General features: G+C 51.0%; 17 protein-coding genes. 1 reads left to right on the top strand and 16 read right to left on the bottom strand.

Annotated features, from left to right (window positions below; all coding sequences use genetic code 11):
• Positions 1-33: 33 nt before the first annotated feature.
• The 9 genes from LIZ87_RS07110 to LIZ87_RS07070 form a co-directional block, all read right to left on the bottom strand.
• A complete protein-coding gene (locus tag LIZ87_RS07110; protein ID WP_178316275.1) occupies positions 34-1,386 on the bottom strand; it encodes an acetyl-CoA carboxylase biotin carboxylase subunit in 1,353 nt (450 codons plus the stop codon).
• Positions 1,387-1,395: 9 nt separating this feature from the next.
• Positions 1,396-1,821, bottom strand: coding sequence for a 3-hydroxyacyl-ACP dehydratase FabZ (gene fabZ, locus LIZ87_RS07105; protein WP_178316274.1), 426 nt, complete (start codon positions 1,819-1,821; stop codon positions 1,396-1,398).
• 29 nt (positions 1,822-1,850) lie between these two features.
• Positions 1,851-2,387 carry an acetyl-CoA carboxylase biotin carboxyl carrier protein gene (gene accB / locus LIZ87_RS07100; RefSeq protein WP_178316279.1) on the bottom strand — a complete coding sequence of 179 codons (537 nt, stop codon included), beginning with the start codon at positions 2,385-2,387 and terminating at the stop codon, positions 1,851-1,853.
• 89 nt (positions 2,388-2,476) lie between these two features.
• A complete protein-coding gene (gene fabF / locus LIZ87_RS07095; protein ID WP_178316273.1) occupies positions 2,477-3,712 on the bottom strand; it encodes a beta-ketoacyl-ACP synthase II in 1,236 nt (411 codons plus the stop codon).
• 44 nt (positions 3,713-3,756) lie between these two features.
• The gene (gene fabG / locus LIZ87_RS07090; RefSeq protein WP_178316272.1) at positions 3,757-4,497 is read right to left on the bottom strand and encodes a 3-oxoacyl-[acyl-carrier-protein] reductase; all 741 of its coding nucleotides are present in this window, start codon (positions 4,495-4,497) and stop codon (positions 3,757-3,759) included.
• Positions 4,498-4,549: 52 nt separating this feature from the next.
• The gene (fabD, locus tag LIZ87_RS07085) at positions 4,550-5,473 is read right to left on the bottom strand and encodes an ACP S-malonyltransferase (RefSeq protein ID WP_178316271.1); all 924 of its coding nucleotides are present in this window, start codon (positions 5,471-5,473) and stop codon (positions 4,550-4,552) included.
• Between the two features lie 21 nt (positions 5,474-5,494).
• Positions 5,495-6,421 (bottom strand): enoyl-[acyl-carrier-protein] reductase FabK, encoded by a 927-nt coding sequence (fabK, locus tag LIZ87_RS07080; protein WP_178316270.1) that lies wholly within the window; start codon positions 6,419-6,421, stop codon positions 5,495-5,497.
• Positions 6,422-6,545: 124 nt separating this feature from the next.
• Positions 6,546-6,779, bottom strand: coding sequence for an acyl carrier protein (acpP, locus tag LIZ87_RS07075; protein ID WP_178316269.1), 234 nt, complete (start codon positions 6,777-6,779; stop codon positions 6,546-6,548).
• A gap of 85 nt (positions 6,780-6,864) precedes the next feature.
• A complete protein-coding gene (locus tag LIZ87_RS07070) occupies positions 6,865-7,827 on the bottom strand; it encodes a beta-ketoacyl-ACP synthase III (RefSeq protein WP_227146015.1) in 963 nt (320 codons plus the stop codon).
• 232 nt (positions 7,828-8,059) lie between these two features.
• Between LIZ87_RS07070 and LIZ87_RS07065 the strand changes: the two genes are divergently transcribed.
• Positions 8,060-8,323, top strand: coding sequence for an AbrB/MazE/SpoVT family DNA-binding domain-containing protein (locus LIZ87_RS07065; protein WP_178315827.1), 264 nt, complete (start codon positions 8,060-8,062; stop codon positions 8,321-8,323).
• A 169-nt stretch (positions 8,324-8,492) separates the two neighbouring features.
• Here the strand turns inward: LIZ87_RS07065 and rsmI are convergent, their stop codons facing one another.
• The 7 genes from rsmI to LIZ87_RS07030 form a co-directional block, all read right to left on the bottom strand.
• Entirely contained in the window at positions 8,493-9,338 is an 846-nt protein-coding gene (rsmI, locus tag LIZ87_RS07060) for a 16S rRNA (cytidine(1402)-2'-O)-methyltransferase (RefSeq protein WP_178315826.1), read from the bottom strand.
• Positions 9,339-9,384: 46 nt separating this feature from the next.
• Positions 9,385-10,182 carry a tRNA1(Val) (adenine(37)-N6)-methyltransferase gene (locus LIZ87_RS07055; RefSeq protein ID WP_178315828.1) on the bottom strand — a complete coding sequence of 266 codons (798 nt, stop codon included), beginning with the start codon at positions 10,180-10,182 and terminating at the stop codon, positions 9,385-9,387.
• A 76-nt stretch (positions 10,183-10,258) separates the two neighbouring features.
• Positions 10,259-11,191, bottom strand: coding sequence for a PSP1 domain-containing protein (locus tag LIZ87_RS07050; RefSeq protein ID WP_227146013.1), 933 nt, complete (start codon positions 11,189-11,191; stop codon positions 10,259-10,261).
• A 98-nt stretch (positions 11,192-11,289) separates the two neighbouring features.
• A complete protein-coding gene (gene holB, locus LIZ87_RS07045; RefSeq protein ID WP_178315824.1) occupies positions 11,290-12,279 on the bottom strand; it encodes a DNA polymerase III subunit delta' in 990 nt (329 codons plus the stop codon).
• 125 nt (positions 12,280-12,404) lie between these two features.
• Positions 12,405-13,169 (bottom strand): response regulator transcription factor, encoded by a 765-nt coding sequence (locus tag LIZ87_RS07040; protein ID WP_178315823.1) that lies wholly within the window; start codon positions 13,167-13,169, stop codon positions 12,405-12,407.
• Between the two features lie 40 nt (positions 13,170-13,209).
• Complete coding sequence (locus LIZ87_RS07035) at positions 13,210-14,928, bottom strand: histidine kinase (RefSeq protein WP_178315822.1); 1,719 nt, start codon at positions 14,926-14,928, stop codon at positions 13,210-13,212.
• Complete coding sequence (locus LIZ87_RS07030; RefSeq protein WP_227146011.1) at positions 14,925-15,995, bottom strand: extracellular solute-binding protein; 1,071 nt, start codon at positions 15,993-15,995, stop codon at positions 14,925-14,927. The genes LIZ87_RS07035 and LIZ87_RS07030 overlap by 4 nt, the downstream gene beginning before the upstream one ends.
• Positions 15,996-16,181: the final 186 nt, after the last annotated feature.

The raw sequence follows: 16,181 nt of genomic DNA, 5'->3' as shown, positions 1-16,181 counted from the left end.
CATTTCCTTTCCCTTGCTCATCCGCCTTGCTTGCTACTTTACATAATCCGGAAAATATTTCTCAATAAATCCCGTATCCGTGTCGCCCTTCTGGAAGGCCTCATTTTCCAGGATCTCATACTGGAAGTCAATGTTTGTCTCGATCCCCTCGATGATGACCTCGCCCAATGCACTGCGCATTTTGGCGATGGCTCCTTCCCTGTCCTTGTCATGGACAATGAGCTTCATCAGCATGGAATCGTAATTGGCAGGAACCTTATAGTCCCCGTAAATATGGCTGTCCACACGGACACCGTTGCCTCCCGGGATATGCACCGTGGTGATCCGTCCGGGACAGGGCATGAAATTCTTTGCCGGATTCTCCGCATTGATGCGGCACTCTATGGCATGGCCCTGGATCTTTACATCCTCCTGGGTAACGCTTAAGGGCTCCCCGGCTGCCACACGGATCTGCTCCTTGATCAGGTCAAGGCCTGTCACCATCTCGGTTACCGGATGCTCTACCTGGATCCTCGTGTTCATTTCCATAAAATAGAAATGCTTATCCTTATCTAATAAAAACTCAATGGTGCCTGCATTTTCATATCCAACGGCCTTGGCCGCACGAACGGCAGTCTCGCCCATCTGCTTTCTTAACTCCGGGGAGATAACCTCGCAGGGAGCCTCCTCCAATACCTTCTGGTGGCGCCTCTGGATGGAGCAGTCCCTCTCTCCTAAGTGGACCACATTGCCATATTTGTCTGCCATGATCTGAAATTCCACATGGCGTGGCGTTTCAATGTATTTCTCGATATACATGGTATCATCGGAAAAGCCCTTGACAGATTCCATCTGGGCTGCATTGAAGTGCTCGGTAAAATCCTCCCTGCTCCTTGAAATGCGCATGCCCTTTCCGCCGCCTCCGGAGGAAGCCTTGATCATGACCGGGAAGCCGATCTCCTCTGCCATGGCAAGTCCGTCCTCTGCTGTATGTACCGGCTCCTTGCTGCCCGGCACCACGGGAACGCCTGCCTCCATCATGGTCTTCCTGGCCTCTGATTTATTGCCCATCTTTGCAATAATATCAGCGGAAGGACCGATAAAGGTGATATTGCACTCTGCGCACAGCTTTGCAAAACGTGTATTTTCAGAAAGAAAGCCAAATCCCGGATGGATGGCATCCGCCTTCACAGCTACCGTGGCTGCCAGGATACGCTCCATGTTCAGGTAACTCTGGGAAGAAGCCGCAGGACCGATACAGATTGCCTCATCTGCCAGCAGAGTGTGAAGGCAGTCCTTGTCTGCCTCAGAATATACTGCCACTGTCTGGATGCCCATCTCACGGCAGGCCCTGATGATGCGGACAGCGATTTCTCCTCTGTTGGCGATCAAAATCTTGTTAAACATCCTTTTCTCCTAACCGATCATAAAAGTCAGCTCCGCAGAAACTGCCAGCTTTCCGTCAACCGTAGCGGTAGCCTTTCCAACGCCTACCGGTCCCTTCTGCTTGATGATCTCACATTCCAGCTTTAAACGCTCGCCCGGAACGACCTTGTGTTTGAATTTTGCCTTGTCAATGCCGCCGAAGTAAGCGATCTTTCCCTGAAAGCCCTCCTGGGAAAGGATGGCCACTGCCCCTGTCTGGGCAAGAGCTTCAATGATCAGCACTCCCGGCATTACGGGCTCCTGTGGAAAATGACCCTTGAAAAAGGACTCGTCAAAGGTCACACATTTATAACCCACAGCCCTCACTCCCGGCTCCAGCTCTTCAATGCAGTCCACTAAGAGGAACGGATGCCTGTGGGGGATGATTTCCTGGATTTCCTTTACTCCCATTAACATAGCTTTTCTCCTTTCTCGTCCGAGAGCGCCTATTTGATCCTGAACAGCGGCTGGCCGTATTCCACCACATCCTCGTTATTCACAAGGATTGCCTCGATCACACCGTCATATTCACTCTCGATCTCATTCATCAGCTTCATAGCCTCGATGATTCCCAAAACCTGGCCCTTCTTTACGGTATCTCCTACCTTTACAAAGCTCTCCGCATCCGGTGAGGAGGAGGAATAGAAGGTTCCCACCAGCGGGGATACGATCACCTTGTCAGAGCCAATGTCCGCGGCGGCTCCTGAGGAAGCTGCCTGGTCCTCAGCTGCTCCTGCCTCCTGAGGTACTGCCTGCATAAGCTGGGCTGCGCCGGAAGCCCCCTGGGCCGCCATACCGGCTGCCGCCTGCATAAGCTGGGCCGCAACCGCAGAGTCCATGGACGGAGCTGCCGCTGCAACGATCTTCGTCTTCTCCTTCTCCCTCTTTAAAGAAAGCTTTGTATCGCCTTCCTCCAGCTCAAAGCTGGTAAGGGTGGAGTCAGAAACTGCCTGAATCAGTGTCATGATCTCATCTATATTCATTGCGTTTTCCTTTCTTTCTATATCCAACTAAGGCTCCTGCTCTCCAGGCCTTTCTGCCCATGGCAGGCTCCCTGGAGGGTATCCCTCACTTACGCAAACTTTTTCACCACCAGGCTGGCATTGTGTCCGCCAAAGCCCAGGGAATTGCTGATGGCATAATTTACATCCATAGAAACACCCTCGCCCGGCGTGTAATCCAGATCGCACTCCTCATCCGGGATCTCCAGACCAGCAGTTGCATGGACATATCCGTCCTGAATGGACTTTACGCAGGTAATGAACTCCACACCGCCTGCTGCGCCCAGAAGATGGCCGATCATGGATTTGGTGGAGTTGATCTTTACTTCCTTTGCGTGCTCGCCCAGAGCCAGCTTGATGGCCTTTGTCTCAAACAGGTCATTGTGATGTGTGCTGGTGCCGTGTGCATTTACATAATCAATGGCCTCAGGCTCGATGCCCGCATCCTTAATGGCAAATTCCATGGCCTTTGCTGCGCCGCTTCCGTCCTCTGCCGGGGAGGTGATGTGGTATGCATCGCAGGTTGCGCCGTAGCCGGCCACTTCTGCCAGGATCTTAGCCCCTCTGGCCTGTGCATGCTCTAAGGACTCCAGGACAACAACGCCAGCTCCCTCGCCCATGATGAAGCCGTTTCTCTCCTTATCAAAAGGAATCGATGCGCGCTTTGGATCGTCTGTGGTGTTCAGGGCGGTCAGGGCCGTAAAGCCTGCCACACCGATAGGTGTAATGCTGGCCTCTGTTCCTCCTGCTACCATCACGTCAGCCTCGCCGTACTGGATGGAACGGAAGGCCTCACCGATGGAGTGTGTTCCTGTTGCGCAGGCCGTTACCACATTGAAGCATTTTCCCTTTAAGCCAAACTGGATGGCAACGTTCCCTGCTGCCATGTTGGAGATCATAAGAGGCACCAGAAGGGGATTTACACGGCTTGGGCCCTTGTCCAAAAGCTTCTTCTCATCGCGCTCTATGGCCTGAAGGGAACCGATGCCGGAGCCTACGCACACGCCTACGCGGTAGGGATCCTCCTTCTCCATATCAATGCCAGCCTGCTTTAATGCCTGGGAGGCTGCTGCCACTGCAAACTGAGAAAATGCCTCCATACGGCGTGCTGCCTTTGGATCCATGTACTGCTTGGGATCAAAATCCTTTACTTCTGCAGCCAGCTTGCATTTATAATCCGTGGTATCAAAATAGGTGATGGGGCCAATTCCCACAGTCTTATTTTTAAGGGACTGCCAGAAGCTCTCCACGTCATTGCCAATAGGAGTGATGGCACCCATGCCAGTTACAACTACTCTTGTTCTCATATATCTTCTCTCCTGCTTTGTTCTTCCAATTATTTCCATGTCTGCTACATTGCCATTCCGCCGTCCACGCTGATCACCTGGCCTGTGATATATCTGGCCTCGTCAGATGCCAGGAATGCTACGGTGTTAGCGATGTCCTCCGGCTCTCCGAAGGTCTTCATGGGAATGCCTGCAATGATGGCTTCCTTGATGCTGTCCTTTAACACATCGGTCATGTCAGTCTTGATAAAGCCCGGGGCAACTGCATTGACCGTAATGCCCCTGCTCGCCATCTCTCTTGCAACGCCCTTTGTGATGCCGATGACTCCGGCCTTTGCCGCACAGTAGTTGGCCTGTCCTGCATTTCCCAGAACGCCGGATACGGAGGAGATGTTGATGATCCTTCCTGCTCTCTGCTTTACCATCTGGCGGGATACATGCTTGATGCAGTTAAATACGCCCTTTAAGTTGGTCTGGATGACTGCGTCAAAGTCCTCCTCTGACATCTTCATCACAAGGCCGTCTCTGGTGATCCCTGCATTGTTCACAAGAATGTCCAGCCTTCCGTATCTGGAAATGACATCCTCCATCATTTTCCCGCAGCTCTCATACTCAGAAACATTGCACTGCAGGGCCTCTGCCTTGCCTCCGGCTGCTTCGATCTCCTTTACCACTTCCTCTGCCTTTGCAGCAGAGCCATTATAATTTACAATTACTACTGCGCCCTTTGCTCCCAATGTCAGGGCGATCTGGCGTCCGATTCCGCGGCTTGCGCCTGTTACCAGTGCAATCTTTCCTTCCAGCATAGGTTTCTCCTTTTCTACTAATGGGTTATGGCTGCGCAAGTGCTTCTGCCTCTCAGGCCTTAAGCGCCTCCGTTACCTTTTCAATGTCTTCCAGCTTTTCTACATTCAGTGTCTTCACAGAGCGGTCGATCTTTCTCATGAAGCCGGCCAGTGTCTTGCCTGGTCCGATCTCGATGAACGTGTCAACGCCGTCTGCCAGCATGGCCTCCACACTCTGCTGCCATCTCACAGAGGAGGATACCTGCTTTGTCAGAAGCTCCTTTACCTGGGAAGCCTCTGTCACATACTGTGCGGTCACATTTGCCACATAAGGGATGACAGGCTCATGGATCTCTACCTGGGAGAGCACCTCTCCCAGCTTCTGTCCTGCTCCTGTTAAAAGGCCGGAATGGAATGGGCCGCTTACGTTTAACATAAGGGCTCTCTTAGCACCTGCCTCCTTTAGCTTCCCGCAGGCCTCCTCCACAGCTGCCTTTTTGCCGGAGATCACAATCTGTCCGGGGCAGTTGTAGTTGGCCACCCACACGCCCTCCATGGGACCTGTGATCTCCTCGATCTTTGCTGCATCCAGAGCCAGAATGGCGGCCATAGCGCCCTCTCCCACCGGAACAGCCTCCTGCATCAGGATGCCTCTCTGGCGGACCGTGGTAATGGCGTTCTCCTCACTCATGACGCCTGCTGCTGCCAGGGCGCAGTACTCGCCCAGGCTTAAGCCTGCTGCCACATCAGGCTTTACGCCCTTTTCCTCAAGCACCTTCATCATGGCAATGCTGGTCGTCACCATAGCTGCCTGTGTGTATTCTGTAATGTCCAGCCTGTCATTTTCCTCAAAGCAGAGCTCCGGCATGGAAAATCCCAGAAGCTCTGATGCCTTGTCAAATACGGCCTTCGCTGTCTCAGACTGCTCATAGAAATCCTTTCCCATGCCGCAGACCTGAGCTCCCTGGCCCGGAAAAATAAATGCGATCTTGCTCATATCCTCGTCCTCCCGGCTTTCCTAATTCCAATGCATAAGCTTTGTTGCCTGTTCCATCATTTCCTCGATCATTTCTTTGCAGGTCTGCTCCTTGGAAACCATACCTGCGATCTGTCCTGCCATGACGGTGCCGTTCTTCACATCGCCCTCCTGGACTGCCTTGCGCAGGGCTCCTAAGGTCAGGTACTCCAGCTCCTCAAAGGATTTTCCTTCCTGCTCCAGCTTGATGTACTCTCTTGTCATCTGGTTCCTCAAGCAGCGGACCGGATGGCCATGAGACATTCCTGTTACCGTGGAATCAATGTCCTTTGCCTTAATAATGCGGTCCTTGTAGTTCTGGTGCACGATGGACTCTTTGGAAACCACAAAGCGGGTTCCCATCTGCACGGCCTCTGCACCCAGCATGAAAGCTGCCGCAATGCCTCTGCCGTCTCCGATGCCGCCTGCTGCGATCACCGGGATGGACACTGCATCTGCTACCTGGGGAACTAAGGACATGGTGGTCTGCTCACCGATATGCCCGCCGGACTCCATTCCCTCTGCCACTACTGCGTCAGCGCCGTACTTTTCCATGCGGCGTGCCAGGGCTACGGAGGCAACCACCGGAATTACCCTGATCCCGGCAGCCTTCCACATGTCCATGTATTTCTCAGGGTTTCCGGCTCCGGTAGTAACTACCTTTATGCCTTCCTCCACAACGACCTTTGCCACATCCTCGGCATAGGGACTTAAGAGCATGACATTGACGCCAAATGGCTTCTTTGTAAGCTCTCTTGCCTTGCGGATCTCCTCGCGCACCACTTCACCGGGTGCATTGGCTCCGCCGATCAGACCCAGTCCTCCTGCTTCCGATACTGCAGCAGCCAGGTTATGCTCTGCCACCCAGGCCATGCCGCCCTGAATAATCGGGTATTCAATTCCCAACATTTCTGTTACTCTTGTTTTCATTGCTGTCCTTCCTCCGGTTTTTACATAGCCTGGGGCCTGTATTGCTTTCCTGCCCTCTATAGAGTAAACAGCGTGCTTCAGATATCCACACGCCGTCCTCTTTCCGTATCTATGCTTTTCTTTCTTATGCCTCTACGCCCTTGTCCTTTAAGTAGTTCATAACTGCTCCAACAGTTGTGAGCTGCTCTAAGTCCTCAGCCGGGATCTCTACGGAATACTCATCCTCCAGAGCCATAACTAACTCAAAGAGGTCTAAGGAATCTGCTCCTAAATCTTCCTTGAAGGAAGAAGCCTCTGTAATGGTCTCTGCGTCAACGCTTAACTGGTCTGCAATGATTTCCTGCATTTTTTCTAACATGATCTTTTCTCCTTTTTCATTTCCATTTTTTATTTAAATTATGATTTTATTATAATGCTCTAAAGTCAGTGCTTTCGGGCATTGCCTACCACTCAATAAGGGCTGCTCCCCAGGTCAGTCCTGCGCCAAAGCCTGCAAGAATGATCTTGTCTCCACGCTTCAATTTTCCGCTCCTGTTCAGCTCATCCAGAAGCAGCGGTACCGAAGCGCCGGAGGTGTTTCCGTAATGCTCCATATTGGCCGGGAATCTGTCCATGCTCACCTTCATCCGCTTTGCAATGGACTCGATGATCCGGTAGTTGGCCTGGTGGATCACGTAGTAGTCAATGTCGTCCTTGTCTGTCCCTGTCTCCTCCAGTACCTGGATGATGCACTCCGGAACCTTTTTTACTGCAAACTTGAAGACCTCCTGGCCTTCCATGGTCATATAGCCCAGCTCCGGCTTTTTGCCTAACAGGAAGTTTCCGTTGGATCGTGCGCCGCAGGTGAGTACATTTCCCTTCTGTCCATTGGAATGCATATTCAGTCCCAGAACGCCGGTCTCATCTGCTCTCACGACCACTGCCCCCGCTCCGTCCCCAAAGAGAACGCAGGTGCTTCTGTCTGTCCAGTCTATTAATTTACTTAATACATCTGCTCCTATGACAAGGGCCGTCTTATAAATTCCGGCACGGATAAATGCATGGGCCGTGTTTAATGCAAACACGAAGCCTGTACAGGCTGCGCTGATATCATAGCAGGCTGCATTCACTGCACCTGTCTTTTCCTGAACCTCGCAGGCTCCATTGGGGAAGCAGTAATCCGGAGATGAGGTTGCCAGTAAAATGAGGTCAATCTCTTCGGGACTGATGCCTGCCTGCTCGATCGCCCTTGCTGCTGCGGCCGCCGCCATATCAGATGTTCTGTCATCCGTTGCAATCCTTCTCTCACCGATCCCGGACCGGCTGCGTATCCAATCATCGCTGGTTTCTACGATCTTTGAGAGATCATCATTGGTTACAATATGCTCCGGCACATAAGAGCCGGTTCCTATGATTCTTGTTGTCATTTTCTTTTCCTATCCCGAACTTTGTCCTTACTGCAAAAATACTTTGAACTTCAAAGTAATACTACAGGAAACCGTATTATTTGTCAATACTTAATTTTCCTGTTTCAATTAAGAAATTTACTAAAGCCTGATTTATCTTACCGTTTCTGCATTTTACAGATATTGACATCGGATTTTCTTTTTGGTAATTTTTTATTGTAAGGGTGTAAAATTTTTACAAGGGGGTATTGCGATGAAAACCACAGGTGTAATCCGTAAGCTGGATGAGCTGGGCAGAATCACGCTTCCTATTGAGCTGAGAAGGAGTCTTGATCTGGATGTAAAGGATGGCCTTGAGATCACAGTTCAGAACGACTGCATTATTCTTAAGAAAGCGGAATGCGCAGACATCTTCACTGGCAGCACCGAAGACCTTTTGGAATACGAAGGAAAGAAAGTTTCCAAAGCGTCTGTACTGGCACTGGCGAAGCTCGCCGGGCTCAATGTAACTGAGTAACGATTGACTCCATTACATGGGAAAAACCTGGAGGCAATGGCTCCGGGTTTTTTCTTACATACCATATTCCAATTTTTCCCTTTTCTTCCAATGGTTCCCGGTTTTTTCGCAGTCCCAATCTGTAATACTCCCTAAAATTGCAGTATACCGATCTTAAATCCGGCTTTTCTCACAGCAGCTGCTGATACACGTCCCGCTTGCTGATCCCCCGGTCCTTCGCCACCGACTTCATGGCTTCCTTTTTATCCTGGCCCTGGGACAAATAGTATTCCATGTGCTCCTCTATGGTCATCTCCTCCCAGACCTTTCTCTGCTCCTCTCTCAGCTCCTCTGGGGATCTTCCTTCTATGACAATGACGCACTCGCCCTTTGGCTCCTCTGTATCGTAAAAGGCCAGGGCTTCCTCAAAGGTGGTACGGAAGGCTGTCTCATAGCGTTTTGTGAGCTCCCTGCAGATGGAGATCCTGCGGTTTCCCAGAGCTTCGTTCAGGTCTCTCAGCGTGCTTACAAGGTGATGGGGCGCTTCGTATATGATAATGGTCCTCGTCTCATCCTTCAGCTCCTCCAATATGCGCAGGCGCTCCTTCTTGTCCCCCTTTTCTGTGGGAAGAAATGCCTCAAAGGCAAAGCGCCTGGTAGAAAGCCCGGACATGGTGAGCGCGGTGATACAGGCTGCAGGGCCCGGCAGGGATGTGACCTCGATACCGGCCTCCACGCACTGCCGGACAAGCTCCTCCCCAGGATCGGAGATGCCGGGAGTGCCTGCATCGGTGATCAGGGCAATATTGGTGCCTTCTTCCATTTTCTCCACAAGGTATCTGGCCTTGTCTACCTTATTGTATTCGTGGTAGCTGGTCATGGGTGTATTGATCTCAAAATGATTCAGGAGCTTGATGCTGTGGCGCGTGTCCTCTGCCGCAATGAGATCCACCTCTTTTAATGTCCGCAGCACACGGAAGGTAATATCCTCCAGATTCCCAATGGGTGTCGCACACAGATATAATTTTCCTGCCATGTTGTCTCCTTTTCCTTCTGTTTTTCCCTGTTTTCCGGCCCCCATTTTAATATCCATAGGTCGTCCGGATCTCCTCCGAATACTCCCCATTCTCATTAAATACCACCACAGGAGCTTCCATCTTAAGAAGAGGTCCGCCTCCCCTCACTGCCTCTATAAGAACCATGTTTGCCTCACGGTTCACATAAGGGTGGACCATCTTCATCCGCTTTGGTTCCAGTCCATGGCTCTTCATGGTCTGTATGATCTCTATAAGCCGCCTGGGTCTGTGGACCATGTAGAAACGGCCTCCCGGCTTTAACAGCCTGGTGCCCTCCCGCACCACATCCTCCAAAGTACACTTGACCTCGTGGCGGGCAATGGCTTTGGCATCCTCCGGGTTCTTAATTCCATGAGCATCGTTCATATAAGGCGGATTGCTTGTGACTGCATCAAAAGAAGCCAGGGCAAATAAGCTGCTGGCCTCTTTGATATCCCCTGTGACAATGGAAACCTTGTCCTCCAGATGGTTGTAGGCCACGCTGCGCCTGGCCATATCTGCGGATTCCTCCTGGATCTCCAGTCCGGTGAAATGCTCCCCTTCTGTCTTCGCAGTGAGAAGGATGGGAATGATGCCTGTTCCCGTACCCAGATCCAGAACTTTTTCCCCCTTTTTCACCACCGCAAAGCCGGATAACAGCACCGCATCCATGCCAAAGCAGAAAGCGCCCTTTCTCTGGATAATGCCTAAGCCGTTGCGCTGAAGATCATCGATCCGCTCATCCTCCCTGAGAAGGATGGGTCCTGCCTGCCTCCACTCATGGCCGCCTCTGTCATGCGGAGCCTGACTCTCTGCCTCCAACATCCTGTTCCTGAAAGTCCTGGAATCCCTTTCCAAACGATCCCTATCCCAGGCAGATCCGCCCTGGAGCATTTCTTCCCTACTTGTCATTGAGCTTCGACTTTCCTTCCTTCTTTTCCAGGGCTTCCAGCTGCTTTAACTCTGCATCCGGGGCCTCGGGCTGGTTCTGTCTGTCTCCGCCCTTGCCCTTTTTCTTCCTGGGCTTGAATTTTAACTGATCTGCCTTATATTCGCGGATTTCCTTTTCATCCTTATCTACCACAACGATCACCTTCACCAGCTGGCGGAGCACATTGACGCTGTGCACCTCTCCCTTTAAGCCATCGCTTGTAGTGACATAATCCCCTACGCCCGGAAGCTTGCTGTTTAATACCTCGTAGGTCTCCTCCTCGTTCTTTAAGCAGCACATGAGCCTGCCGCAGACACCGGATATCTTTGTGGGATTTAAGGACAGGTTCTGTTCCTTTGCCATTTTGATGGAGACCGGGATGAACTCAGACAAATACGAATGGCAGCACAGCGCCCTTCCGCAGATACCAATACCTCCCATGATCTTTGTTTCATCCCTGACACCAACCTGGCGCAGCTCGATCCTTGTCTTAAACACGCTGGCCAGATCCTTTACCAGCTCTCTGAAATCGATCCTGCCGTCTGCTGTAAAGTAGAACAGGACCTTATTGTTGTCAAATGTATATTCCGCATCGATCAGCTTCATCTCCAGGTTGTGCTTCTTTATCTTCTCCTGGCAGATCTTAAATGCATCCTTTTCCTTCTCTTTATTCCTGGCCTCCACGGCCTCGTCCTCCGGTGTAGCCATGCGGATCACCGGCTTTAACGGCGGTACTACCTTTGAGTCATCCACATCCCTGTTTCCCAGTACCACGTATCCGTACTCAATGCCTCTGGCTGTCTCCACGATCACATGGTCGCCGATTTTGATATTCCGGCCTGCCGGATCAAAATAATAGATCTTTCCTGCGGTGCGGAAACGCACCCCGATCACTGTTATCATTTCCATTCTCCTTCCCACTCCAGGTGCCCGGCTCTCCTTAAAACCCCGGACTCCCATCTATCCATCTCATTTTTCTTTTGCCTGTGCTGCTTATACCTTTAATTCTCCTTCATTGTCAAAAGCATAAGCTCCATTGCCAGCTCCATATTAACATTGGCGTCCAGGCGGATCCTCGCCTTATCGATCGCCTTTAAAATCGTATCCAGTCCATCGTACCCGCTTAAGGTACCCATGGATTTGATCGTAGAAAATTCATCCTTGAAGATCAAAAGGTTGATGTCCTTTGTGGTCTTGTACATCAGCACATCCCTGTACCACATCTGCATGAAATCCAGGCATTCATAAATGTCCAGGTTATCCTCCTTCAGCCTGCGGATATCATCTAGCAGCTCCGAGATATCCGCATCCTTCACATGCTTCAGAAGATGAAGGACCTCCTCATACATGAGCTTGAAATCCTCTGCCTGGGCCAGATGAATGGCTTTGCCAAGATTGCCTCTGGCAAAGGCGGTATAAATATCTGCCTGACTCTCCTCCACCTTCAAAGACTGCACCAGGTATTCCTTTACAACGGAATCCCTCAGAGGCTTCAGCTTCAGCTGCACGCATCTGGAGAGGATGGTCGGCAGGAAGACATCCTGATTCGTTGTCAAAAGCAGGATCACCGCATAGGAGGGTGGCTCCTCAATGGTCTTCAGCAGCGCATTCTGTGCCTGGACCGTCATTTTCTCTGCTTCATCCACAATATAGATCTTGTAATAGCTGCTGTAGGGCCGTACCATAATAGTATCATTGATCTGCTCCCTGATATCATCCACGCCAATGCTGGCAGGCTTCTCATGGGTCACATGGATCAGGTCCGGATGGTTCCCCGACAGCACCTGCCTGCAGGCATGACACTGCATACAGGGATCTGTGGTGCTCTTCTCACAAAGAAGGCTTAAGGCAAACGCATGCGCCAGGGACTTGCGGCCCATACCAGCCTCTCCGCTGAGTATATAGGCATGGGAAATCTTTCCTGTCTGCACTGCATTCTGAAAATGCTCCTTTATCTGGTCATGTCCCAGTATTTCTTTAAAACCCAGCATATCAAAGCCCCCTTTTCATCGCTGTCTGTTTCTGCTTTTCTATTCCAAAAAGGCATGTTTTCCACAGGTAAGTATAACATAAGTTAAATTTTGTGTATACCCTTAACTTTTCTTGTTGCTCTCTCCTACCGGCACCTGTCCTGATACTCTGACGGGGAAATGCCCACGATCTTTTTAAACTGGGCACTGAAATAAGCCGTATCGGAATACCCCACCTTATCAGCCACCTCGTAGACCTTTACCCTGCAGTCCTTCAACAGGTTCATGGCCTGCTGCATCCGGTAATAGGTCAGATAGCTGGTAAACGTATAATCCGTCTCCTTTTTGAAAACACGGCTCAGATATCCCTCGCTGATTTCCAGGCTGCCTGCCACTGTGCTGATGGTGATATCCTCATGGTAATGGGCCTGTATGTACTGGATGGCCTCCTCCACATATTTATTCTTTGCTTTTTTCTCTGAATGGAACCGCAGCACAGGCGCTGCCGCTTCATTTTCCCTGTTCCCCGCAGGGCGCTCCTCCAGCTTATTTTTAATATGTTCTATTGCCTGCTCCAGATCTCCATCCTTTAAGGGCTTTAACAGATAATCGCTGACTCCCAGCCTTAAGGCGCTCTGGGCATATTTAAAATCACTGTAGGCTGTAAGGATGATGAACCTGGCCCGGCAGCCCTGCTCTCTAAGCTTTGCGATCATTTCTACCCCGTCCATCCTGGGCATTTTCACGTCTGTTACAATGATATCCGGCGACAGCCTCTTTACCAGCTCTGCCCCTTCCTCCCCGTTGGCTGCCTCTCCAACGATCACGCAATCCAGGGCCTGCCAGTTGATCGTCAGGATAATCCCCCTGCGCACCATGGTTTCATCTTCAATTACGATTACTTTGTACATATGCTGCCTCCTTTTTCCGTCTCAAAGCTCCCGTTTTATCCTACACATCCGTTATCTCCCTCTGGGCCGGAAGCCGCAGAGTGATCGTGGTCCCCTCATAGGCCTCGTCCGCTGTCATTCCATACTCCTCGCCATAATAAAGCTTCAGGATATAGATCACATTGTAAAGTCCCAGATGGCCATCCCTTTTAGGCGGATTTGGACTGTTGATCCATTCGATCATTTCCTTTCCCATGCCTCTGCCGTCATCTGTGACAGAAATGCTCAAAATGCCTTCCTTTTGTGCTGCATAAATACAGATATATCCGTTATCACAGCCGTCAAGGCCATGGATGATGGCATTCTCCACCAGGGGCTGAAGGATCATTTTGGGCACCATGCACTCCTCCAGCTGATCCGGTATCTCCGCCTCGTATAAAAACCGCCCGGTAAAACGGATCTTCTGTATCTGGATATAGCTTTCAATGGTCTCAAGCTCCTCCCGCAGGGTGATAAAGGGCTGGCTGGAAATGCTCTTTCGCAGGATCACCGCCAGATTTTCTGCCAAAATAGCAATCTCCGGGATCTGGTTGATCCTGGCATTCCACCTGATGGTATCCAGTGTGTTATATAGAAAATGAGGATTTAACTGGGTCTGGTACAGCTTTAAGGTAGCCTGGTTCAGATCCTTTTGCTTTTGGACCGTATCCTCCAGATATTTCTGCAGGTCCTCTGTCATCTGGTTAAAGCGCTCGGTCAGCCTTCCCAGCTCATCTCTCCGTTTTGTGTAGATACGGATGGACAGATCTCCCTTTTTCACCTTTTCCATGGCCTTGTCAAGCAGGCTCACCGGCTGGGCAATGCTCCTTGTCAGGGCGCCTGATATCATCACGCACAGGGCCAGGCTCAGGGCAGAAAGGGCAAAGCTTACCGTGCCCATGGTCCGGACAGCCGGAGCACTGATGGGGGCTTCCCTGCGCAGGATCACATAAAAGCCATGGGAGGGCTCTCTGGTCCACAGATACTGAGGAGCTTCCCCCTGATTTCCGTTATCCTCCTGCATTTGAGCTGTGTGTAAAATAATATCCTGTATCTGCTTTTCCCCATACTCTGCCCTGGAGCAGTAGAAGGGCTGCTGGTGGGAATCCAAAAGGACCAGGGTATCACCGGAGGAATAAAAGCCATTTAACAGATTGTCAAAATTATCTCTTGTAAAATCCAGCACCACATAGCCGGTTCTCGCCCCACGGAAATTCTCCAGGGAATAGGCCCCCTGCATAAGGACCGATCTGTCGGTAATAGACAAATAGGGATCTGTCCTGTAATAGGTAATGCCCGTATTGTGGGACGCCTTTTTGAGAAGTCCCCAGCTTAAGGGCAGGGAGTTGTTCCACGGATTGCTGTTGGTGGTAAATTTTAACCGTCCTCCGGCATCATAGAGGCTGAACTGGGCATTTCCATATATTTCCTGAACCGCCTGGTATAAGGACAGGTACAGATCCTTATGGCGCTCTACCGTATTATTATCGATCATCACATAGGCAGCCGAACCATCCTCTGTCAGTGTGTCACAGGCTCTCTCACAGTTCTCTAACAGGGCGGTCAGGCGGGCGCTTATCTCCTCCAGCTGGAGTTTTCCCTCAATTGCGCTCTGCCTGTTTAAGGAGGCTGTGAACAGACGCATCATGACAAGGCTGGAGCAGAGAAGGGGTACCAGCGCCACCAGAAGGCAGGCAAGAAATACTCTGGATTTGAAGGAGAGATTCTGGATCCATTTCATGGCGTTTCCTCCTTGTCCTGGGTTTTTGAGGAAAGGATGCGGTTCCATTCTTCGGACACCATGGCCTTTTTCTCCGACATTTCCTGCAGATCCATCTCGATCAACGGAAGACGGCTGATGGGAGACAGACCGGGAAGAGGAGGCACATCGGAGCGTACGGAACGGCGGTTTAAGTCAGATACCAGTATCCTCTGAACGTCCATACTGATGGTAAAATCCAGAAATTCCTCTGCAGCATCCCTGTGTGCGCAGTCCTTAAGGATCGCAGTCCCGTCCGGGATAGCGGTGATCCCCTCCTTTGGATAGATATAATCAATATCTGCTCCCTCTGTGCGAAGCGCCTGGGCGGATTCCTCCATGGTAACTCCCAGGGAATACCTGCCGTCCAGGATCCCCTCATTTACCTCGGAAAGACTCCTCAAGGTATGATAATCCAGATTTTCCATCAGCTGTTTCAGATACTCCAGGCTGTCATCACAGGTGTATACTGCCGCTACCAGGGCAGCCGAATAGATGTCCGACTGGCCCGGATCCATAAATGCCACACGTCCCTTCCACCTTGGCTCCAAAAGGCTTCCCCATCCTGTGGGAAGCTCCCGGTAGGTCACAACATTGGTGTTGTACATGATCACCAGTGGGAGTGCGGAAAAACTGGTCCAGCTGCTGTCACTGCACTGAAAGGCCTCTGTAATACAGCCTGCCTCCGGGCTTTCATATGGCTGCCAGTAATCCCTGGACTGCTCCAGTGTCTCGATCCCGACTCCAAACACCAGATCCCAGGAAGCCTCGTCCCTCTTTTCGCTCCCTTTCCCATTGTCTCCCTTATCCGTCTCTTCTCCCAGCCTGCGAAGCATGTCCTCTGAGGAACCGTTCTCCACACGGACCTTCAGATTGGTCCTCTCCTCAAATTCCTTGATCACCGGTTCATAGACAGCCTCATCCTGAGCCGTAAAGATCACCAGATCCGCCTCCGCCGGCATAGGCACCGTATCCGCCTGCGGTCCGCAGGAAACCAGAAGCAGGATGGGAGCCCATAGGGCTGTCCTCCATCCTGCCTTTATAACCATATATTTTATCCATCTGAGATTATCTGCCAAGCTTCCCCTTCTCTCTGTCCATGTGCCTTCCAGCGTTTGTTCTTTCAACCGTTTCTTCCATTATAATTTTTTTTACTCTCCCAGACAATAGGATTCCTGCATTTTCATTCCAAAATCAACCAAAACATGATACAATACGCAAAAAAGGAAAGTAGG

Source organism: Lacrimispora sp. 210928-DFI.3.58 (assembly GCF_020554865.1).
GTDB lineage: Bacteria > Bacillota > Clostridia > Lachnospirales > Lachnospiraceae > Enterocloster.
Note: the sequence above shows the minus strand (reverse complement) of the source record. Positions and strands in the feature narration are given on the sequence as shown.

What these genes read in the sequence shown, in the direction of transcription:
- LIZ87_RS07110 (WP_178316275.1), bottom strand. Translation starts at nt 1,386, where the DNA reads ATGTTTAACAAGATTTTGATCGCCAACAGAGGAGAAATCGCTGTCCGC.
- fabZ (WP_178316274.1), bottom strand. Translation starts at nt 1,821, where the DNA reads ATGTTAATGGGAGTAAAGGAAATCCAGGAAATCATCCCCCACAGGCAT.
- accB (WP_178316279.1), bottom strand. Translation starts at nt 2,387, where the DNA reads ATGAATATAGATGAGATCATGACACTGATTCAGGCAGTTTCTGACTCC.
- fabF (WP_178316273.1), bottom strand. Translation starts at nt 3,712, where the DNA reads ATGAGAACAAGAGTAGTTGTAACTGGCATGGGTGCCATCACTCCTATT.
- fabG (WP_178316272.1), bottom strand. Translation starts at nt 4,497, where the DNA reads ATGCTGGAAGGAAAGATTGCACTGGTAACAGGCGCAAGCCGCGGAATC.
- fabD (WP_178316271.1), bottom strand. Translation starts at nt 5,473, where the DNA reads ATGAGCAAGATCGCATTTATTTTTCCGGGCCAGGGAGCTCAGGTCTGC.
- fabK (WP_178316270.1), bottom strand. Translation starts at nt 6,421, where the DNA reads ATGAAAACAAGAGTAACAGAAATGTTGGGAATTGAATACCCGATTATT.
- acpP (WP_178316269.1), bottom strand. Translation starts at nt 6,779, where the DNA reads ATGTTAGAAAAAATGCAGGAAATCATTGCAGACCAGTTAAGCGTTGAC.
- LIZ87_RS07070 (WP_227146015.1), bottom strand. Translation starts at nt 7,827, where the DNA reads ATGACAACAAGAATCATAGGAACCGGCTCTTATGTGCCGGAGCATATT.
- LIZ87_RS07065 (WP_178315827.1), top strand. Translation starts at nt 8,060, where the DNA reads ATGAAAACCACAGGTGTAATCCGTAAGCTGGATGAGCTGGGCAGAATC.
- rsmI (WP_178315826.1), bottom strand. Translation starts at nt 9,338, where the DNA reads ATGGCAGGAAAATTATATCTGTGTGCGACACCCATTGGGAATCTGGAG.
- LIZ87_RS07055 (WP_178315828.1), bottom strand. Translation starts at nt 10,182, where the DNA reads ATGTTGGAGGCAGAGAGTCAGGCTCCGCATGACAGAGGCGGCCATGAG.
- LIZ87_RS07050 (WP_227146013.1), bottom strand. Translation starts at nt 11,191, where the DNA reads ATGATAACAGTGATCGGGGTGCGTTTCCGCACCGCAGGAAAGATCTAT.
- holB (WP_178315824.1), bottom strand. Translation starts at nt 12,279, where the DNA reads ATGCTGGGTTTTAAAGAAATACTGGGACATGACCAGATAAAGGAGCAT.
- LIZ87_RS07040 (WP_178315823.1), bottom strand. Translation starts at nt 13,169, where the DNA reads ATGTACAAAGTAATCGTAATTGAAGATGAAACCATGGTGCGCAGGGGG.
- LIZ87_RS07035 (WP_178315822.1), bottom strand. Translation starts at nt 14,928, where the DNA reads ATGAAATGGATCCAGAATCTCTCCTTCAAATCCAGAGTATTTCTTGCC.
- LIZ87_RS07030 (WP_227146011.1), bottom strand. Translation starts at nt 15,995, where the DNA reads ATGGTTATAAAGGCAGGATGGAGGACAGCCCTATGGGCTCCCATCCTG.